The 23,003-nt window shown below is 75.6% G+C and carries 20 protein-coding genes and 1 riboswitch; of the genes, 11 read left to right on the top strand and 9 right to left on the bottom strand.

Annotated features, from left to right (window positions below):
• Window positions 1-14 precede the first annotated feature (14 nt).
• Window positions 15-941, top strand: coding sequence for a 4-hydroxy-tetrahydrodipicolinate synthase (dapA, locus tag ACGF5G_RS22245; protein WP_393265547.1), 927 nt, complete (start codon window positions 15-17; stop codon window positions 939-941).
• Between the two features lie 52 nt (window positions 942-993).
• Window positions 994-2,682 carry a ribonuclease J gene (locus tag ACGF5G_RS22240; protein ID WP_393265545.1) on the top strand — a complete coding sequence of 563 codons (1,689 nt, stop codon included), beginning with the start codon at window positions 994-996 and terminating at the stop codon, window positions 2,680-2,682.
• A gap of 69 nt (window positions 2,683-2,751) precedes the next feature.
• On the opposite strand, the gene ACGF5G_RS22235 is transcribed toward ACGF5G_RS22240, so the two are convergent.
• The 3 genes from ACGF5G_RS22235 to ACGF5G_RS22225 form a co-directional block, all read right to left on the bottom strand.
• Complete coding sequence (locus ACGF5G_RS22235; RefSeq protein ID WP_393265543.1) at window positions 2,752-3,582, bottom strand: isocitrate lyase/phosphoenolpyruvate mutase family protein; 831 nt, start codon at window positions 3,580-3,582, stop codon at window positions 2,752-2,754.
• Between the two features lie 74 nt (window positions 3,583-3,656).
• Window positions 3,657-5,486 (bottom strand): YbjN domain-containing protein, encoded by a 1,830-nt coding sequence (locus ACGF5G_RS22230; protein ID WP_393265540.1) that lies wholly within the window; start codon window positions 5,484-5,486, stop codon window positions 3,657-3,659.
• A complete protein-coding gene (locus ACGF5G_RS22225) occupies window positions 5,483-5,962 on the bottom strand; it encodes a YbjN domain-containing protein (RefSeq protein WP_393265537.1) in 480 nt (159 codons plus the stop codon). Before ACGF5G_RS22225 ends, ACGF5G_RS22230 begins: the two co-directional genes overlap by 4 nt.
• A 113-nt stretch (window positions 5,963-6,075) precedes the next feature.
• Here ACGF5G_RS22225 and ACGF5G_RS22220 point away from each other — a divergent pair, with 113 nt between their 5' ends.
• On the top strand, window positions 6,076-8,532 hold the full coding sequence (locus ACGF5G_RS22220) for a DNA translocase FtsK (protein ID WP_393265535.1): 2,457 nt from the start codon (window positions 6,076-6,078) through the stop codon (window positions 8,530-8,532).
• 112 nt (window positions 8,533-8,644) lie between these two features.
• On the opposite strand, the gene ACGF5G_RS22215 is transcribed toward ACGF5G_RS22220, so the two are convergent.
• Both ACGF5G_RS22215 and ACGF5G_RS22210 read right to left on the bottom strand, forming a co-directional pair.
• Window positions 8,645-8,890 (bottom strand): hypothetical protein, encoded by a 246-nt coding sequence (locus ACGF5G_RS22215; RefSeq protein ID WP_393265533.1) that lies wholly within the window; start codon window positions 8,888-8,890, stop codon window positions 8,645-8,647.
• An 84-nt stretch (window positions 8,891-8,974) separates the two neighbouring features.
• Window positions 8,975-9,289, bottom strand: a complete 315-nt coding sequence (locus tag ACGF5G_RS22210) for a multidrug efflux SMR transporter (RefSeq protein WP_350705037.1) — start codon at window positions 9,287-9,289, stop codon at window positions 8,975-8,977.
• 62 nt (window positions 9,290-9,351) lie between these two features.
• Window positions 9,352-9,416: riboswitch (guanidine-III (ykkC-III) riboswitch) on the bottom strand.
• A gap of 97 nt (window positions 9,417-9,513) precedes the next feature.
• On the opposite strand from ACGF5G_RS22210, the gene ACGF5G_RS22205 reads away from it, so the two are divergent.
• The 7 genes from ACGF5G_RS22205 (at window position 9,514) to ACGF5G_RS22175 (ending at window position 16,063) form a co-directional block, all read left to right on the top strand.
• The gene (locus ACGF5G_RS22205) at window positions 9,514-10,437 is read left to right on the top strand and encodes an ornithine cyclodeaminase family protein (RefSeq protein WP_393265531.1); all 924 of its coding nucleotides are present in this window, start codon (window positions 9,514-9,516) and stop codon (window positions 10,435-10,437) included.
• A gap of 133 nt (window positions 10,438-10,570) precedes the next feature.
• Entirely contained in the window at window positions 10,571-12,073 is a 1,503-nt protein-coding gene (gene rimO, locus ACGF5G_RS22200; protein WP_393265528.1) for a 30S ribosomal protein S12 methylthiotransferase RimO, read from the top strand.
• Window positions 12,074-12,150: 77 nt separating this feature from the next.
• A complete protein-coding gene (pgsA, locus tag ACGF5G_RS22195; RefSeq protein ID WP_393265525.1) occupies window positions 12,151-12,744 on the top strand; it encodes a CDP-diacylglycerol--glycerol-3-phosphate 3-phosphatidyltransferase in 594 nt (197 codons plus the stop codon).
• Between the two features lie 110 nt (window positions 12,745-12,854).
• Entirely contained in the window at window positions 12,855-13,412 is a 558-nt protein-coding gene (locus ACGF5G_RS22190) for a CinA family protein (protein ID WP_393265524.1), read from the top strand.
• Window positions 13,413-13,729: 317 nt separating this feature from the next.
• Window positions 13,730-14,173 carry a helix-turn-helix transcriptional regulator gene (locus ACGF5G_RS22185; protein WP_350705047.1) on the top strand — a complete coding sequence of 148 codons (444 nt, stop codon included), beginning with the start codon at window positions 13,730-13,732 and terminating at the stop codon, window positions 14,171-14,173.
• A gap of 209 nt (window positions 14,174-14,382) precedes the next feature.
• On the top strand, window positions 14,383-15,255 hold the full coding sequence (locus ACGF5G_RS22180) for a PspA/IM30 family protein (RefSeq protein ID WP_350705048.1): 873 nt from the start codon (window positions 14,383-14,385) through the stop codon (window positions 15,253-15,255).
• A 28-nt stretch (window positions 15,256-15,283) separates the two neighbouring features.
• Window positions 15,284-16,063 (top strand): hypothetical protein, encoded by a 780-nt coding sequence (locus ACGF5G_RS22175; protein ID WP_393265520.1) that lies wholly within the window; start codon window positions 15,284-15,286, stop codon window positions 16,061-16,063.
• Here the strand turns inward: ACGF5G_RS22175 and ACGF5G_RS22170 are convergent, their stop codons facing one another.
• From ACGF5G_RS22170 to ACGF5G_RS22160, 3 genes are all read right to left on the bottom strand, one after another.
• Window positions 16,064-19,708, bottom strand: a complete 3,645-nt coding sequence (locus ACGF5G_RS22170; RefSeq protein ID WP_393265518.1) for a hypothetical protein — start codon at window positions 19,706-19,708, stop codon at window positions 16,064-16,066.
• A 248-nt stretch (window positions 19,709-19,956) separates the two neighbouring features.
• Complete coding sequence (locus ACGF5G_RS22165) at window positions 19,957-20,808, bottom strand: zinc finger domain-containing protein (protein ID WP_393265515.1); 852 nt, start codon at window positions 20,806-20,808, stop codon at window positions 19,957-19,959.
• Window positions 20,809-20,848: 40 nt separating this feature from the next.
• Window positions 20,849-21,655, bottom strand: coding sequence for an S-adenosyl-l-methionine hydroxide adenosyltransferase family protein (locus ACGF5G_RS22160; protein WP_393265512.1), 807 nt, complete (start codon window positions 21,653-21,655; stop codon window positions 20,849-20,851).
• Window positions 21,656-21,810: 155 nt separating this feature from the next.
• Here ACGF5G_RS22160 and ACGF5G_RS22155 point away from each other — a divergent pair, with 155 nt between their 5' ends.
• Entirely contained in the window at window positions 21,811-22,401 is a 591-nt protein-coding gene (locus tag ACGF5G_RS22155) for a hypothetical protein (protein ID WP_393265511.1), read from the top strand.
• Window positions 22,402-22,577: 176 nt separating this feature from the next.
• Here ACGF5G_RS22155 and ACGF5G_RS22150 read toward each other — a convergent pair whose 3' ends face one another.
• A complete protein-coding gene (locus ACGF5G_RS22150; RefSeq protein WP_393265508.1) occupies window positions 22,578-22,970 on the bottom strand; it encodes a DoxX family protein in 393 nt (130 codons plus the stop codon).
• Window positions 22,971-23,003: the final 33 nt, after the last annotated feature.

The following is a 23,003-nucleotide window of genomic DNA, read 5'->3' as shown; positions in this document are numbered from 1 at the left end:
GCTAGGTTGGTGGCATGACGCACGACCACCCTGACACCCCCGCCCGGGCGGTGTCCCGCCCCTTCGGGCGAGTGCTCACGGCCATGGTGACCCCGTTCACCGCCGACGGCTCGCTCGACCTCGACGGCGCGGCGCGCCTCGCCAGCTACCTGGTGGACGAGCAGGGCAACGACGCGCTGGTGGTCAACGGCACCACCGGCGAGTCGCCGACCACCACCGACGCGGAGAAGGAACACCTGATCCGGGCGGTGGTGGAGGCCGTCGGCGACCGCGCCAAGGTCGTGGCGGGGGTCGGCACCAACGACACCCGGCACACCATCGAGCTGGCCACCGGCGCGGAGAAGGCCGGCGCGCACGGCCTGCTCGTGGTCACCCCGTACTACAACAAGCCGCCGCAGGCCGGCCTGCTGCGCCACTTCACCGCCGTCGCGGACGCCACCGGGCTGCCGGTGATGCTCTACGACATCCCGCACCGCTCCGGCGTGCCGATCGCCACCGAGACGATGGTGCGGCTGGCCGAGCACGGCCGGATCGTCGCGGTGAAGGACGCCAAGGGTGACCTGACCGCGACCGGCTGGGTCACCGCCCGCACCAACCTCGCCTTCTACAGCGGCGAGGACTCGCTGACCCTGCCCGCGCTGGCCGTGGGCGCCGTCGGCGTGGTCGGCACCTCGACCCACTTCACCGGCGCGCTCACCAAGCGGATGATCGAGGCGTACGACGCGGGGGACACCGCCGGCGCGCTGGACCTGCACCGGCGGCTGCTGCCGCTGTACACCGGCATCTTCCGCACCCAGGGCGTGATCCTGGTGAAGGCCGGCCTGGCCGCCGCCGGGATGCCCGCCGGCCCGGTGCGTCCGCCGCTGGTCGACGCGACCGACGACGAGATCGCCCAGCTCCGCGCGGACTGCGCGGCAGCGGGCCTGGAACTGCCCGAATGACCGAACGACACGACGGGCGCCGGGTGACGGCGCCGCAGAATGAGGTGGACGCGTGACCGAGGCGCACATCGAGGCGGAACTGCCCCCGCCGCTGCCGGAGGGTGGGCTGCGGATCATCCCGCTCGGCGGGCTCGGCGCCATCGGTCGCAACATGACCGTCTTCGAGTACGACGGCAAGCTGCTCGTCGTCGACTGCGGGGTGCTCTTCCCGGACGTGGAGCAGCCCGGCGTCGACCTGATCCTGCCGGACTTCGGCCCGATCCTCGACCGGCTCGACGACGTCCAGGCGATCGTGCTCACCCACGGCCACGAGGACCACATCGGCGCGGTTCCCTACCTGCTCGCGCACAAGCCCGACATCCCGCTGGTCGGTTCGCAGTTCACGCTGGCCCTGGTCGAGGCGAAGCTCGCCGAGCGGCGGATCCAGCCCTACACGCTGACCGTGCGGGAGGGCGGCCGGGAGCGGCTCGGCCCGTTCGAGTGCGAGTTCTTCGCGGTCAACCACTCGATCCCGGACGCGCTCGCGGTGGCCATCCGCACCCCGGCCGGCCTGGTGCTGCACACCGGCGACTTCAAGATGGACCAGCTCCCGCTGGACGGCCGGATCACCGACCTGGCCGGGTTCGCCCGGCTCGGCGCCGAGGGCGTGGACCTGCTGCTGTCGGACTCCACCAACGCGGAGATCCCCGGCTTCGTCACCCCCGAACGCGAGATCGGGCCGGTGCTCGACTCGATCTTCGCGAAGGCGCGCGGCCGGATCATCGTCGCCTCGTTCGCCTCGCACGTGCACCGGGTGCAGCAGGTCTTCGACTCCGCCGCCGAGCACGGCCGCAAGGTCGCCCTGATCGGCCGCTCCATGGTCCGCAACATGGGCATCGCCCGCGACCTCGGGCTGCTCAACATCCCGGCCGGGCTGGTCGTCGGGCTGGAAGAGGCGACCACCATGCCGCCCGAGCAGATCGTGCTGATGTCCACCGGCTCGCAGGGCGAGCCGATGAGCGCCCTGGGCCGGATGGCCAGCGGCGACCACCGGCACATCACCATCGCCCCCGGCGACACGGTGGTGCTCGCCTCGTCGCTGGTGCCCGGCAACGAGACGTCCGTCTACCGGGTCATCAACCGGCTGGCCCGGGCCGGCGCGGTGGTGGTGCACAAGGACGTGGCCAAGGTGCACGTCTCCGGCCACGCCCCCGCCGGCGAGCTGCTCTACCTGCTGAACATGGTGCGCCCCAGCAACCTGATGCCGGTGCACGGTGAGTGGCGGCACCTGCGCGCGCACGCCCGGCTCGGCATCGAGTCCGGTGTCGCCCCCGACCGCGTGGTGCTCTGCGAGGACGGCGACGTCGTCGACCTCGTCGAGGGCCGGGCCAGCCTCGTCGGGCACGTGAAGAGCCGCTACGTCTACGTCGACGGCCTCGCCGTCGGCGACGTCAGCGAGTCGCTGCTCACCGAGCGGCGGATCCTCGGCGACGGCGGGTTCATCGCCACCACCGTGGTCGTCGACTCCGTGACCGGCAAGGTGGTCGGCGGTCCCACCCTCTCCGCCAAGGGCTTCTCGGAGGACCCGGAGGCGTTCAACCCGGTGATCCCGCTGGTCACCGAGGCCCTGAACCGGGCGGCGGCCGACGGCATCACCGACCCGCACCAGCTCCAGCAGATCGTCCGGCGCACCGTGGGGCGGTGGGTGAACGACGCGTACCGGCGCCGGCCCATGATCGTGCCCACCGTCGTCGAGGTCTGACCCCCGCTTCACCGACGCCCGCCCGCACCCCGTGTGCCGGCGGGCGTCGCGGCGTCCGGGGCCGTCGGCTCAGGCCAGCAGCGCGTTCAGCTCGCCGTAGCTGATCGCGCCGGCCAGCGAGTCGTACGAGCCGGAGCGCAGCGCCTCCGTGGCGGCGCGGCGGACCAGCCCGTACGCGGCCTCGGCGAGCGCCGAGCCGAGGCTGACCCGGGCCACCCCCAGCCCGGCCAGGGCGGCCACGGGGAGCGACCCCGGCCCGGCGAGCACGTTGACCGGCCCGTCGATCCCGGCGACCAGCGCCCCGATGGTCTCCGCGTCGACCACGCCCGGCACGAAGATGCCGTCCGCGCCCGCCGCCCGGTACGCCGCCGCCCGGCGCAGCGTCTCCGCCAGCCGGTCCGCCGGGTCGCCGACGGCCCGCAGGAACACGTCGGTGCGGGCGTTGACGAAGAGCCGTACCCCTGCCTCGTCGGCGGCCTCCCGGGCCGCCCGGATGCGGGCGCACTGCCCGTCGACCGGGCGCAGCGGGGACGTCCCTGCCGGCGGGGCGTCCTCGATGTTGACGCCGACCGCGCCGGCGGCGAGCACCGCGGTCACGGTGCGGGCGACCCCGGCCGGGTCGGCGGCGTACCCGCTCTCGATGTCGGCGGTGACCGGGACGGTGACGGCGGCGGCGACGCGGGCGACCACCGCCAGGGCGCCGTCCCGGTCCAGCTCGTCGCCGTCCGGCGCGCCCAGGCTCCAGGAGACGCCGGCGCTGGTGGTGGCGACGGCGGTCGCGCCGCAGTCGGCCACGATCCGCGCGCTGGCGGCGTCCCAGGCGTTGGGCAGCACGAGGGGGGAGCCGGGCCGGTGCAGGGAGTGCAGGAGCAGGGCGGTGCGCTGTCGGTGCGTCGTCATAGGCACGAGTCCACCAGGGCGGGAGGAGACCGTCCGGCGGGTTTCGGACCTCACCCGTGTGCCCGCCCGGCCGGTCAGGGCAGCGCGGCCACGGCATCGGCGTACGCGACGCCGGTGTCGACGGCCGCGTCGAGCAGGACCGTGAGCTGGGCCGGGGCCACCCCGTGCGCCAGGTCGGTGCTGACGTCGCCGGCCAGCACCAGCTCGCCCCCGAGGTCGTGCACGTACGCCTTCGGCAGCAGCCGGTCGTGGTTCCACGCGTTGCAGAACGCGTACGCCTCGGCGAGCCGGTCGGCCGGCAGCCGGCGGCTCGCCACCGCGCGCGCCCGGAGGATCTCGCCCCGCTCGCCGGCCCGGCGGAACTGGATGAGCGCCTCGCCCCACCGGCCGACCACGGTGCCGTCGGCGTCCACGGCGTAGTGGTCCCCGCGCCGGTCCAGGGCGGCCGTGATCATCTCCACGCTCAGCGGGCGTGGCTCCCCGTCGGCCGGCGGGTCGTCGTCGGCCGGGTCGCCCGGGTCGTCGTCGGGCGCGTCGTCCGGCGGCAGCGGCACCGGTGCGGCGAGCGGCCGCTCGGCCAGCCAGGACGCGATCCGGCCGGACTGGTGGCCGGTGCCGTTGCGGGCGTCGAAGCTGCCGGCCAGCGCGGTGGCCAACCCGAGCAGGGTGGCGCCGAGCGTGGCCACGTCGAGGTCGGCGGCCGGGCGGTCGCCGTACCCGGGTCGGTGCACCGTCCGGCCCCCCAGCCCCGCCTCGACGGCGAGCGCGCAGACCAGCGCCCCGGCGGCGGCGAACTCCATCGCGGACAGGTCGTCGTGCGGCCGGTCCAGCCGGGGCAGCTGCTCGGCCAGGACGTCCAGCCCCCGGGCGGGGTGCCCGCCCAGCGCGCACCACCGCAGGTGCGCGGCGAGGTACGGGAAGGCGGCCTGCTCCCGCCGGTGCCGCCGGTACGCCCGCACGTGCGCCTCGGCTGCCCGCGCCGGCTCCCCGGCGCGCAGCCAGGGCAGCAGCCCGGCGGCCAGCGCCCGCTCGGGTTGCTCGGTGCAGCCGCCCGTGCCGGCCGCCGTTTCCGCCAGCGCGTCCAGCGCGGCCCGGTGGTCGCCCCACCCGGCGAGCAGTTCCGCCCGCCGGGCCGGCGCGCAGCCGGGGCAGCCGCCGGCCGGCGTTGCCCCGGCCGCCGACCAGCGGTCGAACCACCGCCGGGCGGCCGGCTCGTCGCCCAGGTGGTCGGCGATCCGGCAGCGCAGCTCGGCGACCACCGCCGCGTCCCCGCCCGACCCGCCGGCGCCGCCGTGGCCCGTAACCCCCGCCGGGGGGCGGCCGTGGCCCGTTACGCCCGCCGTGGCGCCGCCGTGGCCCGTTACGCCCGCCTGGGCGGCACCGCCGGAGCCTGTCCCGCAGGCCGGGTCGGCTGCGTCGCCGCCGTCCGGCGGGACGGGGGAGCGGGCGGTGGCCCGGGCGGCGAGATCGTCCAGCATGGCCAGGGCCTGGTCCAGCCCGACCCGGGGGCTGCCGAGCAGGGCCTCCACGGCGTACCGCTGGTACCGCAGCAGCAGCGCGGCGTCCGGGCCGGGCAGCAGGTCGGGGCGACGGTCGACGGCGGCGAGGCAGCGGCGTACCGGCTCGACCAGCCGCCACCGCTCCCCGTGCAGCAGATAGCCCTCGATCAGCGCGAACCGGGCCTCCACCGCGGACCGGTCGTCGCCGGTGGCGTCGGCGTGCGCGGCGATCCGTTCCAGCTCCGCGCCGCGGGCCTCGCCGTCGGGCGCGTCGCGGGCGTCGGCGAGCGCCTCGGCCAGCGCCGGGTCCCGGTGCCCGCCCCCGCGCCGCCGCCCGCCCCACCGGCCGGTCGGCCCGAAGGGGTCCAGCCCGCGAGGGGCCGGCTCCCCGCCCCGGCCCGTCACGCCACGACCCCGCCGGGCAGCCGGGCGACCTCGGTGGCGAGCTGGCAGCCGGTGGCGATGCCGCAGTCGAGCAGCTGGTCGAGCTGGTGCGGGGTGACCCCGCGCTCCAGGTCGGTGATGACCTCGCCGCAGACCCGGGCCCGCCCGTCGTCCTCGACGTGCACGAACGCCTTCGGCCAGAGCCGGTCGTGGTTCCACGCGTTGCAGAAGGCGTGCAGCGCCGGCACGTACTCGATCGGGAACGTCGGCGCGGCCAGGGTGCGGACCTGGAGCAGCTCACCGGCGGCGCCCGGCCGCAGGAACCAGATCAGGCTGTCGGCCCAGCGGCCGACCAGGTCGCCGTCCGCGTCGGCCTGGACCACGTACCCCCGGCTGTGCAGCACGGCGGCGATCAGCTCACCGGTCAGCGGTCGCAGCGCCGCCGGGTGTCCGGCCAGGGGGCCGTCCGGACCGTCCTCGATTCCCGGCGACGCCATCGGGCATCCCTTCTGAGGCAGATATCACGTGAAGCGGCGCGGTCCGCGCTGCGACGCGCGGACACGACCCGGAAAAGCGGCGATCTGCCGGGTCACGCCGTTAAGTTGATGCTATGGCGGGCCGTACCTCTCAGGCGAGTCGGCGGCGCGGCGCGTCGCCGCGTGGCACCACGAACAGCCGTGCCCGCCAGCCGGCGAAGAAGACCGCCCGGCCGGCCCCCCGGCGGCGGCCCGCGGCGCGGCCGGGCCCGGGGCTCCTCATCGGGCGCGCGGTCGGCGCACTGTGGATGGGGCTGGCGCACGGCGTCGGTTGGGCGTTCCGCGCCGCCGGCCGGCAGGCCGCCTCGGCCCGCGGGCTCGACCCGGAGCACCGTCGTGACGGCGCGGGGCTGTTGGTCTTCGGTCTCGCCCTGCTCAGCGCGGTGGCCATCTGGTTCTCCGGCGCCGGCCCGGTCGGCGAGCAGCTGGCCGACACCGTCCGGCTCTTCCTCGGCGCGATCGCCATCGTGGTGCCGGTGCTGCTGATGATCGGGGCCTGGCGTCTCATGCGCGAGCCCGGCGACCCGGAGCACCGCGGCCGGGGGCTGGTCGGCTGGGGCTCGATGCTGGTCGCCACCGCCGCGATGCTGCACATCGGGCAGAACCCGGTCGACGCGGTCCAGCGCGACTTCGCCGGCGGCCTGGTCGGCGCGGGCGTGGGCAGCCTGTTGGAGCGGGCCGTCACCGCCTGGGTCGCCGTGCCGCTGCTGATCCTCCTGCTGGTCTTCGGCCTGCTGGTGGTCACCGCGACGCCGATCAACAAGATCCCGGAGCGGCTCGGCCTGCTCGCTGGCACCCTGGTCGCCCCGCCGGCGGAGGAGGAGACGGACGAGGCGCCCGCGAAGCCCGCCCGCAAGCGCGCGACGAAGCGGGCGGCGCCGCCGCCGGTCGACCCGGCGGAGTTCGACGACGAACTTGACGGGGCGGACCTCCAGGAAACCCTCGTGCTGCCCCGCAAGCGCCCCGGCAAGGTCCCGGCCAGCCGCAAGCCGGTCGAGCCGCCGGAGCACTCGCCCGCACCGACCCGGGCCGAGCAGCTCGCGCTGACCGGGCTGGCCGGCGACTACACCCTGCCGCCGGCGAACATGCTCAGCAGCGGCGCGGCCCCGAAGAGCCGGAGCCGGGCCAACGACGAGGTGATCGCCGCGCTCACCGGCGTCTTCGAGCAGTTCGACGTGGACGCCGCCGTCACCGGCTTCACCCGCGGGCCGACCGTCACCCGCTACGAGGTGGAGCTGGGCCCGGGCGTCAAGGTCGAGCGGATCACCCAGCTCTCCCGCAACATCGCGTACGCGGTGAAGTCGCCGGACGTGCGGATCCTGAGCCCGATCCCGGGCAAGAGCGCGGTCGGCGTGGAGATCCCGAACACCGACCCGGAGAACGTGGCGCTCGGCGACGTGCTGCGCTCGCGGGCCGCCACCGGCGACCACCACCCGATGGTGGTGGCGCTCGGCAAGGACATCGAGGGCGGCTACGTGGTGGCCAACCTCGCCAAGATGCCGCACATCCTGATCGCCGGCGCGACCGGCGCGGGCAAGTCGTCCTGCCTGAACTCGCTGCTGGTGTCCATTCTCACCCGGGCCACGCCGGACGAGGTGCGGCTGCTGCTGATCGATCCGAAGCGCGTCGAGATGACCGGCTACGAGGGCATCCCGCACCTGGTCACGCCGATCGTGACCAACGCCAAGAAGGCGGCCGACTCGCTGGAGTGGGTCGTCCGCGAGATGGACATGCGCTACGACGACCTCGCCGCCAACGGGGTCCGGCACATCGACGACTTCAACCGCAAGGTGCGCAACGGCGAGATCAAGGCCCCGCCGGGCAGCGAGCGGGAGATGCGCCCGTACCCGTACCTGCTGGTGATCGTGGACGAGCTGGCCGACCTGATGATGGTCGCCCCGCGCGACGTGGAGGACTCGGTCGTCCGGATCACCCAGCTCGCCCGCGCGGCCGGCATCCACCTGGTGCTGGCCACCCAGCGCCCGTCGGTCGACGTGGTCACCGGCCTGATCAAGGCGAACGTGCCGTCCCGGCTGGCGTTCGCCACCTCCTCCCTGGCTGACTCGCGGGTCATCCTCGACCAGCCGGGCGCGGAGAAGCTGCTCGGCCGCGGCGACGGTCTCTTCCTGCCGATGGGCGCCTCGAAGCCGATCCGGATCCAGGGCGCCTGGGTGACCGAGCGCGAGATCGCCGACGTGGTGAAGTTCTGCAAGAGCCAGCGCGAGCCGGAGTTCCGCCCCGATGTGCTCGCCGCGCCGGACAGCGGCAAGAAGAAGATCGACGAGGACATCGGCGACGACCTCGACCTGCTGGTGCAGGCCGTCGAGCTGGTGGTCACCTCGCAGTTCGGCTCGACCTCCATGTTGCAGCGCAAGCTGCGGGTCGGCTTCGCCAAGGCGGGGCGGCTGATGGACCTGATGGAGACCCGGGGCGTGGTCGGCCCGTCGGAGGGCTCCAAGGCCCGCGACGTGCTGGTCAAGCCCGACGAGCTGGAGGAGGTCCTGGTCGGCCTGCGCGGCGGCGAGGAGTGACGCCGACCGGGCGCCGACGCGTTGCCGGCTCCTTCGGCCCGCCCTGGTCGGCCGGGTAGGACACGGACGGGCCCGCCGGAAGCCGGCGGGCCCGTCCGTGGGGGAGCGGCGGTCAGGAGTTGTAGATGGCGGCGCCGATGACCATGCCGATGATCGCGCCGGCCACGCTGGCGACGGCGGCGTACCAGCCGAGCGGCTTGTCGCCGAGCACGGCGCCGACGATCCCGAGGATCAGGCCGGCGAGGCCGAACAGCGGCGGCAGGAACAGGATCGCGATGACCGCGAAGACGAAGCCCAGGATGGTGCAGATGCGGGCGGCGCCACTGCGCGGGCGGGCGGTGGTGTGCATGTCGGCCATGTCTGCCTCCTGTGGGTGAGAGCCTGCGTTACCAGGCCGACCTCTACCCACTGTGGCCGTTCGTCACGCCTCGGGCCCGTGTCCTCAGTGGAAGATCTTCAGGCCCACGATGCCGGCGATCACCAGCAGGAGGCAGGCGATCCGGGGCAGGTTGGCCGGCTCGTTCAGCGCGAGCATCCCGACCAGGGCGGTGCCGACCGTCCCGATGCCGACCCAGACGGCGTAGCCGGTGCCGACCGGGATCTCGCGCAGCGCGTACCCCAGCCCGGCCATGCTGAGCACCAGCGTCACCACGAAGACCGCCGACGGGACGGGACGGCTGAAGCCGGCGCTGCGGTCGAGGGCGATCGCCCACGCCGTCTCCAGGAGTCCGGAGATCACCAGCACGATCCAGGCCATTGAAGATCACCTCTGCGGTTGCGCCCGGACCTCCGGGGCCGGGACGAGTCGGGTCTGCACGTCACGCGGGCGTCTTGGCCTGACCGGGTACGCCCACCACTCGTCCGGGACGGCCGTGGCCGTCAGGGCCGACGCTAGCACCGAACGGGACGTGCCGGAGGAGGGTGGTGAGCCCCGCCACCCCTCGTTGACCTTAACTTGACTTCAACTTGCAGTATGGGCGCATGCCGCTGCTCTTCTCCGACGCCGAGGTCACCGCCGCGCTGGACGCCCCCACCACCGTGGCGGCCATGCGGGACGCCCTGCTCGCCGCGTACGCCGGCCGCCTGGTGGCCCCGCCCCGGGCCGCCGCGCCGCTGGGTGGGGGGCGGATGGTGCTCACCGCCGGGCACCTCACCGGCGAGTGGTACGGCTTCCGCTCGTACGACACGTTCGGGCACCCGGAGAGCGAGCAGGTGGTGGTGCTGCACGACGGGCGTACGGGGGCGGTCCGGGCGGTGGCGGTCGGGGAGGAGCTGGGCTCCCGCCGCACCGGCGGGCTCGGCGGGGCCGCCGTGGACGCCCTGGCCCGCCCGGACGCCGCCACCCTGGGCGTGGTCGGTTCGGGCCGGCAGGCGTGGACGCAGGTCTGGGCGGCGGCTGCGGTCCGCCCGCTGCGCGAGGTCACGGTGCACAGCCGCTCCGCCGTCCGGCGAGAGGCGTTCGCCGCCCGGGTGCGCGCCGAGCTGGGCGTGCCGGCGCGCGCCGTGGCGTCGGCCCGGGCCGCCGTGGCCGACCGCGACGTCGTGGTGCTCGCCACCACCAGCGTCACCCCGGTGCTCGACGCCGCCGACCTCGCTCCCGGCACCCACGTCAACACGGTCGGCTTCAAGCAGGCCGACCGGCACGAGTTCGGCCCCGACCTGCTGGACGCCGCCGACCTGCTGGTCACCGACTCGCCGGCGCAGGCCGCCGCGTACGATCCGCCGATGCTCGCGGCGCTCCCGGCGTACGCCGGGCGGCTGCGCGACCTGGGCGGGGTGCTGGCCGGCGCGGTGCCGGGCCGGACCGGCGCGGACCAGGTCTCGGTCTTCTGCTCGACCGGCCTGGCCGGAACCGAGGTGTTCCTGCTCGACCGCCTGGTCCGGGTCGGCGCGGCGACCGTCTGAGCGGCGCGGCGTCCGTCACCCCGGCGCCGAGCCACGAAGGAAGGGCCCCTTCCTCTACCGAATCCGTTAACAAGGTGCCCTTCCTTGCAGGACGGGCGTGCGTGGGGGGTCGCGGGCGGCCCGGTACCCTCGGATGGTGTCTGCCACCTCCTCTTCCGACAACTCCGATGGCCGCCGGGTCGCCCTGCTGACGCTGGGCTGCGCCCGCAACGAGGTCGACTCGGAGGAGTTGGCCGCCCGGCTGCACGCTGACGGCTGGCAGGTCACCACCGACGGCGAGGGCGCCGACGTGGTGGTCGTGAACACCTGCGGCTTCGTGGAGAAGGCGAAGCAGGACTCCATCCAGACCCTGCTGGCCGCCGCCGACACCGGCGCGAAGGTGGTCGCGGCCGGCTGCATGGCCGAGCGGTACGGCCGTGAGCTGGCCGACAGCCTCCCCGAGGCGCAGGCCGTGCTCAGCTTCGACGACTACCCGGACATCGCCGCCCGGCTGGACGCCGTGGTCGCCGGCGAGGCGATCCACGCGCACACCCCGCGCGACCGCCGCGAGCTGCTCCCGCTGACCCCGGTCTCCCGCCGGGACAGCGCGGTGTCGCTGCCCGGCCACGGCACCCCCGCCCGGGGCGTCACCGAGACCGACGAGCACACCCCGGCGCACCTGCGCCAGGTGCTGCGCCGCCGGCTCGACACCGGCCCGGTCGCCTCGCTGAAGCTCGCCAGCGGCTGCGACCGGCGCTGCGCGTTCTGCGCCATCCCCGCCTTCCGCGGCGCCTTCGTCTCGCGTACGCCGGACGAGCTGCTCGCCGAGGCGGAGTGGCTGGCCAAGACCGGCGTCCGCGAGCTGGTGCTGGTCAGCGAGAACTCGACCTCGTACGGCAAGGACCTGGGTGATCCCCGGGCGCTGGAGAAGCTGCTGCCGCAGCTCGCCGCGATCGACGGCATCGTCCGGGTGCGGGCGAGCTACCTCCAGCCGGCCGAGACCCGGCCCGGCCTGGTCGAGGCGATCGCCACCACGCCCGGCGTGGCCCCGTACTTCGACCTGTCGTTCCAGCACTCCAGCGAGTCGGTGCTGCGCCGGATGCGCCGCTTCGGCTCCACCGACCGGTTCCTGGAGCTGCTGGCGAGCGCCCGCGCCCTGGCCCCGGAGGCGGGCGCGCGGAGCAACTTCATCGTCGGCTTCCCGGGCGAGACCCGCGCCGACTACCAGGAGCTGGTCCGCTTCCTGACCGAGGCGCGGCTCGACGCGATCGGCGTGTTCGACTACAGCGACGAGGATGGCACCGAGGCCGCCGGGCTGCCCGGCAAGGTCTCCGCCGCCACCGTCAAGCGCCGCTACGACCGGCTCGGCGCGCTCGCCGACGAGCTCTGTTCGCAGCGGGCCGAGGAGCGGCTCGGCTCGACCGTCGAGGTGCTGGTCGACTCGGTCGCCGACGGCGTGGTCGAGGGGCGGGCGGCCCACCAGGCCCCCGAGGTCGACGGCTCGACCACCCTCGTCGCGCCGTCCGGCGGCGGGGTGGACCTCGCCGCGCTGCGCCCCGGCGACCTGGTGCGGGCGACGGTGACGGGCACCGAAGGGGTGGACCTCGTCGCGGTCCCGGATGAGATGATCTCGGCTGCGCCCGGCGCGGCACGGTGACGGCGGGCCCGGACAGAGCGGGGGAGCCACGTGGTGGGGTGCCAGATGCGCCACGGCGGCCGGAGCGGGGGACGGCGGTGACCGGGGCGACGGATTCCACGCCGGCGCCGGTGGTGGCCCGGGTGCCCGTGCTGAACGCGGCGAACGCGCTCACCGCGCTGCGGCTGGTCCTGGTGCCGATCTTCGGCGCGTCCCTGGTCGTCTCGGGGATGACCCACGCCGGCTGGCAGATGGCCGCCTGCCTGATCTTCGCCGTCGCCTCGGTGACCGACCTGGTCGACGGCTGGATCGCCCGCCGCTTCGCCCTGGTCACCTCGGTCGGCAAGGTCGCCGACCCGATCGCCGACAAGGCGCTCACCGGCGCCGCGTTGCTGCTGCTCTCCTGGTACGACCGGCTGCCCTGGTGGGTGACCACGGTGATCCTCGTCCGCGAGCTGGGCATCACCGGGCTGCGCTTCTGGGTGATTCGGCACGGGGTGATCGCGGCCAGCCGGGGCGGCAAGATCAAGACAGCGCTCCAGATCCTCGCGATCACCTGGTACCTGTGGCCGATGCCGGCCGCCCTCGCCGCCGTCGGTCCGTGGATCATGGCCGCGGCGGTCGGGGTCACGGTGGTCACCGGTTTCGACTACGTCGCCCAGGCCCTGCGCCTGCGCCGGCCCGCCTCCTGACCCGGTCTCCCGGCCGGGCGGCGGGCCGGGGATCCAGGCCGCCCACCCTGTGATCCTGTCGGCTCGGGGAGGATGAGTACGCCCGGCGGGGCGCGGGAAGGATCTGGGACATGGAGAGTGACGCGGACGGCGCGCGGCCGGTGGGCAGCCCGGCGGCGGGCGTGGTGCACCGGCTGGCGGAGCGCCACGAGACCCTGGCCACGGTGGAGTCGCTGACCGGGGGGCTGCTGGCCGCCTCGATCGTGGAGATCGCCGGGGTGAGCGGCATCTTCCGGGGCGGGCTGGTGGTCTACGCCACCGAGCTGAAGTCGCAGCTCGCCGGCGTGGCGGAGGATCTGCTGGCCGACCGCGGGCCCGTCGACCCGGATGTGGCGGTGGCCCTCGCGGAGGGCGGGCGACAGCGCTGCGGAGCCGACTGGGGCCTGGCCACGACCGGGGTGGCCGGCCCGGAGCCGCAGGACGGCAAGCCGGTCGGGCTGGTCTACGTGGCGGTGGCCGGGCCCGCCGGGGTCGACGTCCGGCAGCTCGACCTGGACGGTGGCCGCGACCACATCCGCTCCGCGGCGGTCGTCGAGGCGCTGCGGCTGCTCGCCGAGCGGATCCACCACGCCGACGCGGGCGGGGCCGAAGCCGGGCGGACCGACACCGCCGCCGCCGGGCGGCGCTGAGCCGTCTCGCGCGGCCGGGCCGTCTCGCGCGGCCGGGCCGTCTCGCGCGGCCGGGCCGTCTCGCGCGGCCGGGCCGTCTCGCGCGGCCGAGCCGGGCCTGGCCCGGCCCCGCAAGCCGAGCCGACCCCCGCAACGCGGGCCCACGTCCCACGCCGAGCCGATCCCACAGGCTGAGCAGACTCCGCAATCCGAGAGGCGGGGTGGGATGTCGGCGGGGCCGGCAACGGGTACGGTTGCGGGAAGGCTCCGACGGTCGGAGCCGGCACGACGTGCCGGACGGCCGCACGAAACAGTGGTGTCCCTCAGGGGAGGTGCGAATGGTCCTGCTACGCCGGGTTATCGGTGACGCACTGCGGGCGCGCCGGCAGGGGCAGCATCGCACCCTGCGCGAGGTCTCCTCCGCCGCCAACGTCAGCCTGGGCTACCTCTCCGAGATCGAGCGCGGCCAGAAGGAGCCGTCCAGCGAGCTGCTGGCGGCGATCTGCGACGCGCTGGGCGCGCGCCTGTCCGAGCTGCTGCGCGAGGTCAGCGACACGGTCGCGCTCGCCGAGCAGATGCCGGGCGTGCTCGTGCCGGTGCAGGACGAGACCGTCGACACCACCGGGGTGACCACGGTGCGCAAGGCCACGGGCCGGGGCGTGCACCAGGTCAGCTCCGACGGCAAGGTCGCCGTCCAGGTCCGCCAGGATTCGCCGCTGAAGGCCACGCTGCGCACCTCCCGCGTCCGCGGGGGCGACCGCGACGTGGTCTGCGCCGCCTGACCCACCCCACCCCCGTCCGTGTCCCATGGTCGCGGTGGCGACCGCCGCGTAGGGTTGATCGCGGACGGCGTCGGCGCTCGCTTCGCTGGTCGGTGCGGATGCCCTGGTGGCGTCCGGCTGGGACGATGGAGCCACTGCCGCGCCGCAGCCGGCCGGGTCCGCCCGGCCCGGTCGAGGCGGAGCGACGCTACTGAGGGGATACCGCGGAGATGGCTAACCCGTTCGTCAAGGGTTGGAAGTACCTGATGGCGCTGTTCGGCGCCAGGATCGACGAGCACGCCGATCCCAAGGTGCAGATCCAGCAGGCCATCGAGGAGGCCCAGCGCCAGCACCAGGCGCTCGTCCAGCAGGCCGCCGCGGTGATCGGCAACCAGCGGCAGCTCGAGATGAAGCTGTCCCGCCAGATGTCGGAGGTCGAGCGGCTCCAGGCCAACGCGCGCCAGGCCCTCGTCCTCGCCGACCAGGCCCGCGCCAAGGGCGACGAGGCCGAGGCCAACCGCTACGAGCACTCCGCGCAGACCCTGGCCACCCAACTGGTCTCCGCCGAGCAGGCCACCGAGGACCTGAAGACCCTGCACGACCAGGCGCTGGGCGCCGCCGCCCAGGCCCGCCGGGCGGTCGAGAACAACTCGATGATCCTCCAGCAGAAGCTCGCCGAGCGCACCAAGCTGCTCAGCCAGCTGGAGCAGGCCAAGATGCAGGAGAGCGTGGCCCGCTCGCTGGAGTCGATGTCGGCGCTGACCGCGCCCGCCAACACCCCCTCGCTCGACGAGGTGCGCGACCGGATCGAGCAGCGGTACGCCACCGCGATGGGCCGCGCCGAGCTGGCCGGCAACTCCGTCGAGGGCCGGATGCTGGAGATCCAGAAGGCGACCCTCGACTCGGCCGGCTCCGCCCGGTTGGAGCAGATCCGGTCGAGCATGGCCGGTGAGCAGCTCGGCGGCAGGCAGGAACGACCGCCCGTCGCGCGTACGGAGCCCGCCGCGCCGGCAGCCGACCCGGCCGCCGCCGCCCGGCTGGACGAGATCCGGGCCAGCATGGGCCGGGAACGCGGCACCGGGGACACCACCGCCGCCGGCTGAGGCCGGTCAGGTCGAGGAGGCAGCAGAGGTGGCAGACGAGCGTACGCGGTACTTCCGGCGCCTGAGTCGGTTGCGGCGGTCCGCCCGCCGGTGGAGCGTCACGGCAGGGGGCCTCGGCGGCGCGGCCGCCGTGCTGACCCCGTACGCCGGGCTCGGGCTGCCCGACGCGGCCTGGGCGGCCGGGGCGGGCGGGGCGCTGGTGCTCGCCGCCTGGCGCTGGGTCGACCTGCGCGCGCTGGCCGCCCAGCCGGCGCCGCCCACGCTCGACCCGGCCGAGGCCGCCGCCCGGTCACGCGCCCGCTTCGTCGCCGCCGTGGAGCGGCTCCCCGCCGGCCCCGGCGTGCTGGCCGAGGTGCGTCGGGTGCGCTCCCGGGTGGCGCTGCGCGGCACCAGCGCCGCCGAGCCGTGGGCCCGGCTGGACCGGGCCGCCCTCACCCTCGCCGGGATGGCCGGCCGGCTGACCGGGCTGGCCGGGCCCGCCGTGTCGGAGGCGGCCGACGCCGACCGCTCGCTGCGGGACCTCGCCGGCCGGGTGGCCAGTGTCGAACGCGCGCTGCGGCTCGCCCCCGCCGACGCCCGGCCGCCGCTGGCCGAGGCGCACCGGGCGTTGGCCGGCCAACTGGAGCAGGGTGTCGCGGCGTACGAGCGGCTGGTCGTGGCCGCCGCCGGCTACGTCGCCGAGGACGCGCGTCCCGACGCCGACCACCCGGCCGCCTCCCGGCTGACCGAGGCGACCGACCTGCTGCACGGGGTCGCCTCGGCGCTGGCCGAGTTGCGCGGCGTGGGCGCGCCGCTGCGCGCTCCCTGATCAGGGCGGCGTCGTGACCGGCACCGGGCCGGTGAACGGGGAGCTGCCGACGACGTTGAACGACCGGATGCGGTAGTGGTAGGTGGCGCCCCGCGCCAGGCCGGTGTTGGTGAAGCCGCGGCCGGTGACGGTGAAGGTCGACACCTCCCGGCTGAACGCCGGGTCCAGCGCCCGCTGCACGATGAACCCGGCCCCCGGTCCGGCGGGGGTGCTCGACGACCAGCCGAGGATCACCGTCGCCGTGTCGGGCCCGGGCGCCGTGGCGGTGGCGGTCACCCCCGTGGGCAGGCCCGGGGCTGGCGGCGTGGTCGCCCGGGCCACCGTCGACCAGGGTGACGCGGCCCCGAGATAGGTGGTCCGCACCCGGTAGTAGTACGTGGTGTCCGGGGCGACCGCCGCGTCGAGGTGGTTGTCGCCGACCCCGATCGCGGTGGTGCCCGGCCCGCTGCTGAAGGTCGGGTTGGTGGCCCGCTGCACGTCGATGCCGGTGGCGAAGGAACGGTTGGTCCAGCGCAGCGCGATCCGCAGTGGAGCGGCCGGCGGGATCGCCGCGGTCAGCCCCGCCGGCGCGGCGAGTTGCACCGACGCCGGCACGCTGTTGGACCAGGTGGAGCAGCTCACCGCGTTCTCCGCCCGGATCCGGTAGTGGTAGGTCACCCCGGGGGTGACGGTGGCGTCGGTGTAGCGGTTCGCCGTGGCCGCCACGGTGATCGCGGTCAGCCCCTGCGTGAAGGTGGCGTCGGTGGCCCGCTGGAGCAGGTGGCTGGTGGCCGCCGGGCGGCTGCCGTTGCCCGTCCAGGCCAGCGCGATCGCCGGCAGCGCGGTCGCCGAGCCCGGGGCCGGCGTCGCGGTCAGCCCGGTCGGCGCCCTGGGCGAGACCCGCAGCACCAGGGGCCGGATCATGCCCTGGTCGCGGTGCCCGGCGAGCTGGCTGTGCCAGTGGTACTCCCAGCCCAGGTTGACGAGCTGGTTCACCACCAGCGACGGCCGGCCGTCGACCGGGCTGACCGGGGTCGAGCCGGTCCGGGCGCCGGCCGGGCGGGCCGGGTCGAGCAGCCGTACGCTGTCGCCGATCTTGAACGGCAGGGGCGGCGCGACGGGCCGCAGGGCGACGATCACGTCTTCCCGCGGGTCGACCCGGACCACCTGCTTCCAGCCCCGCTCGGCGGGGTGCGGCAGGCGGGTGGCGCCGTCCCAGCCGACCCGGTTGACCAGTTGGACGTCGCAGCCGGCGAACCGCACCGGCTGGGTCTGCCGGCTGTTGCCGCGGATGCGCCAGAGCTGGGTGCCGTCGGCGGGCGCGCCCACTCCGATCGCCGGATCGCTCACGTGCAGCACCTCGGTGGCCGGATCGGTCGGGCCGAGCGGCAGGGTGATGGGGGCGAGCGGCCCGGCGTGCGGGTGCCCGACGCCCAGCCGGCCGACCAGCCGGCCGTGCTCCGGTTCGAAGACCTGCTGCACCGCCTTGACCTGCAACGGGAGGAGCACCGGGGCGGCGCCGGCGGTCGGCACGAAGCTGACCGTGGTGGCGTGCACCGGGACGACCGTTCCCCGGCCGGTACGGGTGCCGAACGCCGCGTCGTACGCCGCCTGCGGCACGATCGGCGGGCGCTGGCTGGCCGCGTACGCGCGGGGCAGGCGGTCCCGCAGCCGGGCCAGGTCGTACGGCGGCGCCGGGGTGCCGGCGACCCGGAACTGGAGCAGCGTGCGGGTGTTCGGGCCGTACCCGGGGCGGGTCGGCGGCGGGCCGCCCTCGGCGGTGCGGTCCGGGGCACCCGTGTGGTGGTCGGCGCGCGGGTCGAAGCCGGGCAGCGGGGCGGGGCAGTCGTTGTAGAGGATCACCGTGCCGCCCGGCGGCACGGCCGAGAAGTCGACCAGCACGTCGGCCACCTCGCCCGGGGCGAGCAGCAGCGCGTGCGAGTCGACGTTGAGCACGGTCGGGTCCCGGCGGTCGTACCGGTAGCCGACCGGCTGGTTGGGCACGACCACCGGCGCGGGGAGCAGGCCGCCCTCGTTGCCGATCTGGACCAGCGCCGGGCCGGCGGCGCGCGGGTCGGGGACCCCGCCCTCGCGCCCGTCCGTCGGCCAGCCCGCCGGACGGTCCGGCGCGCGGACCGCCTCCACCATCGGCACCTCGCCGGCGTCCGCGTCGGCCAGGTCGCCCTCCGGGTCCCACATCGGGCCGTCGGAGCGGGCCCGGTAGAGCTGGAGGTTCAGGCCGCGGTCCAGGCAGGCGTTGAGGATCCGGAAGCGGTACGTCCGCGGCGCGACCTCCAGGTACGGGTACGCGATCCCGTTGACCAGCATGGTGTCGCCGAACGCGTCCGGCACCGCCGACGGGTGCGGGACGCCGGGCGTCAGCGGCGGCTCCTCCGGGTCCGTGACCGGGTCGTGGTGCGGGTTCGGCACCGGGCCCGCGTCGGGCGTCCCGGGGTGCTCCCGCGGCCCGGGCTCGTCGGCCGTACGCGACCACGGGCCGTAGTCCCACCGGCCGGTCGGGTTCGTCCCGTCGGCCCGGTGCGGGTTCTGCCGGGGCTGGTAGACGTGCGGGTGCCAGAGGCTGCCCCGGGAGCCCCAGCGGTCCCGGTCCCAGGTCGGGTCCTCCCCGGCGAGCTGGGTGTCGTCCGGCACGAACGTCTTGTCCTCGATCACCAGCGGGAGCTGGTCGGCGGGCAGCACGCCGTCGGCGACGAGTTCCTCCTCGGCCGGGTCGGTGAGCAGGTAGAGCGCGAGCTGCCCGGAGTAGACGGTCAGCCGGGCCAGGCCGACGGTGTTGTCGTGGAACCAGCACAGCCGCCCGCTCTGCTCGTTCGGGTAGTAGAGCGTGGTGGCGCCCGCGCCGGGCGGCGGCATGTCGGGGACGTGGGCCAGGCCGGTCCCGTTCGGGTACGGGGTGATCTCGCCCGCCGGGGTCACCCACTGCCAGGGGTTGCCGGCGCTGATCCACCCGGTGTGCGCGCCAGCCAGGCGCAGCACCGCCCGGTTCTGCGGGTAGGGCGCGGGGCCGTCGAGCGGGCCCGTCCCCGCGCCCGCCACCGTCGGGTCGACCGGCAGGAAGAGTTCCCCGGCCCGGCCGGTGGGGAGGTGGTTGATGAACTTGACCCGGACCGGGCGGCCCCGGCGGGCCAGGATGACCGGGCCGAGGTGCCAGGGGCGCCCCGCCGGCACGACCGTGTTGTGCCCGTTGGCGTCCGTGCCGAGGTTGAGCTGGCGGTAGCCGCGCAGCCGGGTCGCCGGCAGGTCCCGGTGCAGTCGCTGCGCGTACTGCTCCAGGACGATCTCGTAGTAGTCGCAGCCCGGGTAGCTGATGGTGTCGGGCACGGCCACGGGGAGGTGGCCGCCCAGCTGGGTGCGGCCGAGTGTGCCGAGGCCGGGCAGCGCGTCGACGAACTTGCGGATGCCGGTGCCGGGCACCACCCGGCCGTCGGCCCCGACGACCGGCAGCGGGCTGCGGGCGTAGTTCGGCACCGGACCGAAGCAGCGCGGGACGGCCGCCGGGTCGAGGCTGGCCGGCACCACGACCGGCTCCTCCACGCGCCGGGCCGCCGGGACCGGCCCCGCCGGACGGGATCCGGCGGTGGCGCCGTTCCCGGTGCGGGGCGCCGCCCGCTCCCACGGGATCCGGAGTCTGCGGAACAGGTCCATGGCTCTCCCCGGTGTCCGGGCGCGGGGCCCGCCACGGCGCCGTGGCGGCCCGGTCGCGCGTCGCTGACGATGCGTGAGGAGTCAACCGCAGCATGCGACGCGACGGCGGGGTTAGGAAGTACCCAATCGTCCGTATCTGTGGCGGGGACGCGACCTTCCCGCCGCACCGGCGGAGTGTCCCGCCCGACACGCCGGCCCCACGCCGGTCGACCGGTGGCGGAGGGAGGGCCGACGTGCCCCCGGGATCGTCAGCCGGCCGGGCGTTCGGGCTGGCAGACGGGGCACCAGTAGGTGACCCGCTCGCCCAGCTCCTCCTTGCGGATCGGGGTGCCGCACCGGCGGCAGGGCTGGGCGCGCCGCCCGTAGACGTAGCTGGTCTGCCCCCGGTGCAGCGACCCGGTGGTGCTCTGCGTCCAGCGGCCCCGGTTGGCCGCGAGCAGCTTCTGCGCCAGGGCCACGGTGCCGGCGAGATCCGGCACGGCGCGTACCGGCGTCCACGGCGACACGCCGCGCAGGAACAGGATCTCGCACTTGTAGAGGTTGCCGACGCCGGCCAGGTTGCGCTGGTCCAGCAGGGCCTCGCCGATGGTGACGTCCGGGTGGGCGGCCAGCCGGCGTACCGCCTCGGCCGGGTCCCAGTCCGTGCCGAGCAGGTCGGGGCCGAGGTGGCCGACCAGCGAGTCCTCCTCGGCCGTCGGCACCAGCGCCAGCTCGTGCAGGTGGTAGCCGACGGCGACCGCCTGCGGGGCGCGCAGCACCGCCCGGATCAGGTGCGCCGGCCGGGCGGTCCACCGTTCCCCCGGCGCGTACGCCCGCCAGGCGCCCTCCATACGCAGGTGGGAGTGCAGCGTCCAGCGGGCCCCGCCGCCTCCCGTGGCGGCGTCTCCCGGCGGCGTGTCTCCCGGCGGTGCGTCTCCCGGCGGTGCGACGAGGCGGAGCAGCAGGTGTTTGCCCCGGCTGGCGGACTCCCGCACCGTCCAGCCGGTGAGGTCGGTCGCGGCGAGCCGGGGCACCCGGAAGTCGCTGCCGGTGAGGCGGGCGCCCGCCAGCGCGCGGTGCAGGACGCGGGCGGTGTTCCAGACGGTGTCGCCTTCGGGCACCCGTCCATCCTCCCTCGCCGGCCGGGACCCGGCGCGGCGGTCACCGGGCCGCGACGCGCAGCAGGTCGCCCGGTGCCACCGTGAGCAGGTCGACCGCCCGGCCGCCGTTGACCGCCACGGCGACCAGGCCGGCCGAGTCGGCGTGCACCACCAGCCGGCCCGCCGGGGCGTCCCCGAAGGTGCGGCCGTGCACCGCCTCGCGCCCGGCCCCCGGCTCGACGTCCGGCCGCACCCGCACCCGGGCCGGCAGCGGCGCCAGCAGGTCGGCCGGCGCGGCCAGTTGCACGTTGCCGAAGTGGTCCACGGTCAGCACCTCGGCGGTGAAGCCCGCCGCCTCCGGCCGGACGACCGGCGTCGGCAGCCGGACCAGGGTCGCCGGGTCGATGGTCGGGCCGGCGCCGGACAGCGGGGCGCCGAGCGCCAGCCGCGCGGCCACGGGCGCGAAGACGTCCCGGCCGTGGAACGTGCGGGACACCTCGGGCGCGAGCCAGTCCGGCGCGGTCAGCTCGACGGCCGCCGTGACCCCGCCCAGCGCCTCGGCGGCGTCGACGAGCAGGCCGTTGTCCGGCCCCACCAGCAGCCCGCGCGGCGCGGCCAGGGCGACGCCCCGGCGGGCGGTGCCGACGCCGGGGTCGACCACCGCCACGTGCACGCCCTCGGGCAGGTGGGGCACGGTCTGCGCCAGCACCGCCGCGCCCCGGCGCACGTCGGCCGGCGGCACCAGGTGGGTCACGTCGATCACCCGGGCGGCCGGCGCCAGCCGGGCGATCACCCCGTGGCAGGCGGCCACGAAGCCGTCGGCGAGACCGTAGTCGGTGGTCAGCGAGATCCAGGGGGTGCGGTCCATGCCGGGCAGGTTAGTCGCCGGCGGTGAGCCGCAGTTCGACGATCAGCCCTCGTGCGGCGCGGTCCCCGGCCTGGGGCGGCGCTGGCGGATATGGGACAGCCGGATGGCCGACCGGCCACTGCCGGGACGGGACCGGGTTGGGCAGACTGCCAGGGGTGACCAACCGCAGCCTGCCCGCCGTCGCGGTGCTCGTGATCGCCGCCGCCCTGACCGCCGCCTGCGGAGACGACGCGGAGGAGCCCTCGCGCGCCGCGCCCCCGGCCGCCTCGGCGTCGACGCCGGCCGCCGACGTGCCGTCGGGCCCCACGGCGCCGGGGACGGCCACGACGGCCACCACGTCCGCCGCACCGCCCACCGGCGGGGGGCCGGCCGGGCCGAGCGCCGGGACCACCGAACGCCGCCCGGCCAGCCCGCCGCCGGTGGAGTTGCCCGCCCGGCCGTCCGGGACGCCGGGCGCGCGGCAGGTCGTCGACGCGTTCAAGGCGGCCGGGCTGAAGGTGCCGAACCCTCGGGACCGCTCGGTCGACTGCGGGCCGGACGGCCTCGGCCTGGGCTGCTCCGAGCTGATCGCCACCGACGCCGTCACCGTCTACGTCTTCCCGGACGAGTCGAGCGCCAGCGACATCGCCGAGGCCTGGGGCGGTCAGTCCTTCCGGCGCGGCACGGTGGTGCTCAACTACCTGGAGGCGAGGACGCCCAAGGCTGACCGCCCCGGGTACGAGAAGGTCCTTACCGGCCTGCGCTGACGCGCCCGGGCATCCGGCAACCCCGGCCGCCCATCCGTCGTCGGACGTGTGGTGCCGAGCACGGCCGCGTCGGTCGTGTGGCGGGCTGCCCGGCAGGCTTGCCCCGGTAGCACTCGAGCTGCCCCGTCTGTGGGACCGCCGCACCGAGCCCGCACCTGTGGACCCCGCTGACCCCGTCAGCCCGTGAAGGACTCGGGGCCGAAGCGGCCCCAGGCCACGAAGGCGGCGATGGCGAGATAGACCAGGTCGGGCACGATCGTCACCGTCTCGCCACGGCGAAGGCGCATGGCCGCCGCGCCGACGAACAGCAACGCCACGCAGGTGGCGGTCACGGGCACCAGAACCGGCGCGATGTCGAGGACCGCGGGCAGGACCAGGCCCGCCGCAGCCAGGATTTCGAGGGTCCCGATGGCCCTGAGGGTGCCGGGGCTGAAATCCAGGACCCATTCCGCGGCGTGGCCCCCCATGGAGGCCATCTTCTCCCTGGGTACGAACATCTTGGAGGTGCTGACCAGGAGGACAACGGTCAGCAGCCCGGTGGCGATCCACAGCCAGCGGTCGAGGTCCATCGGTTGCTCCTTGCAGAGTCGTAGAGATTGTCG

Origin of the sequence: Micromonospora sp. NPDC047730 (assembly GCF_043204765.1) — a bacterium.
In the GTDB taxonomy this organism is placed as follows: Bacteria; Actinomycetota; Actinomycetes; order Mycobacteriales; family Micromonosporaceae; genus Micromonospora.
The sequence above is the reverse complement of the archived record's forward strand: the minus strand, read 5'-3'. Positions and strand labels throughout refer to the sequence as shown.

Coding starts and splice junctions, on each gene's coding strand:
- ACGF5G_RS22185 (WP_350705047.1), top strand. CDS start 13,730: ATGGTCCTGCTACGCCGGGTTATCGGTGACGCACTGCGGGCGCGCCGG.
- ACGF5G_RS22190 (WP_393265524.1), top strand. CDS start 12,855: ATGGAGAGTGACGCGGACGGCGCGCGGCCGGTGGGCAGCCCGGCGGCG.
- ACGF5G_RS22220 (WP_393265535.1), top strand. CDS start 6,076: ATGGCGGGCCGTACCTCTCAGGCGAGTCGGCGGCGCGGCGCGTCGCCG.
- ACGF5G_RS22205 (WP_393265531.1), top strand. CDS start 9,514: ATGCCGCTGCTCTTCTCCGACGCCGAGGTCACCGCCGCGCTGGACGCC.
- dapA (WP_393265547.1), top strand. CDS start 15: ATGACGCACGACCACCCTGACACCCCCGCCCGGGCGGTGTCCCGCCCC.
- ACGF5G_RS22160 (WP_393265512.1), bottom strand. CDS start 21,655: ATGGACCGCACCCCCTGGATCTCGCTGACCACCGACTACGGTCTCGCC.
- rimO (WP_393265528.1), top strand. CDS start 10,571: ATGGTGTCTGCCACCTCCTCTTCCGACAACTCCGATGGCCGCCGGGTC.
- ACGF5G_RS22180 (WP_350705048.1), top strand. CDS start 14,383: ATGGCTAACCCGTTCGTCAAGGGTTGGAAGTACCTGATGGCGCTGTTC.
- ACGF5G_RS22170 (WP_393265518.1), bottom strand. CDS start 19,708: ATGGACCTGTTCCGCAGACTCCGGATCCCGTGGGAGCGGGCGGCGCCC.
- ACGF5G_RS22225 (WP_393265537.1), bottom strand. CDS start 5,962: ATGGCGTCGCCGGGAATCGAGGACGGTCCGGACGGCCCCCTGGCCGGA.
- ACGF5G_RS22150 (WP_393265508.1), bottom strand. CDS start 22,970: ATGGACCTCGACCGCTGGCTGTGGATCGCCACCGGGCTGCTGACCGTT.
- ACGF5G_RS22235 (WP_393265543.1), bottom strand. CDS start 3,582: ATGACGACGCACCGACAGCGCACCGCCCTGCTCCTGCACTCCCTGCAC.
- ACGF5G_RS22210 (WP_350705037.1), bottom strand. CDS start 9,289: ATGGCCTGGATCGTGCTGGTGATCTCCGGACTCCTGGAGACGGCGTGG.
- ACGF5G_RS22215 (WP_393265533.1), bottom strand. CDS start 8,890: ATGGCCGACATGCACACCACCGCCCGCCCGCGCAGTGGCGCCGCCCGC.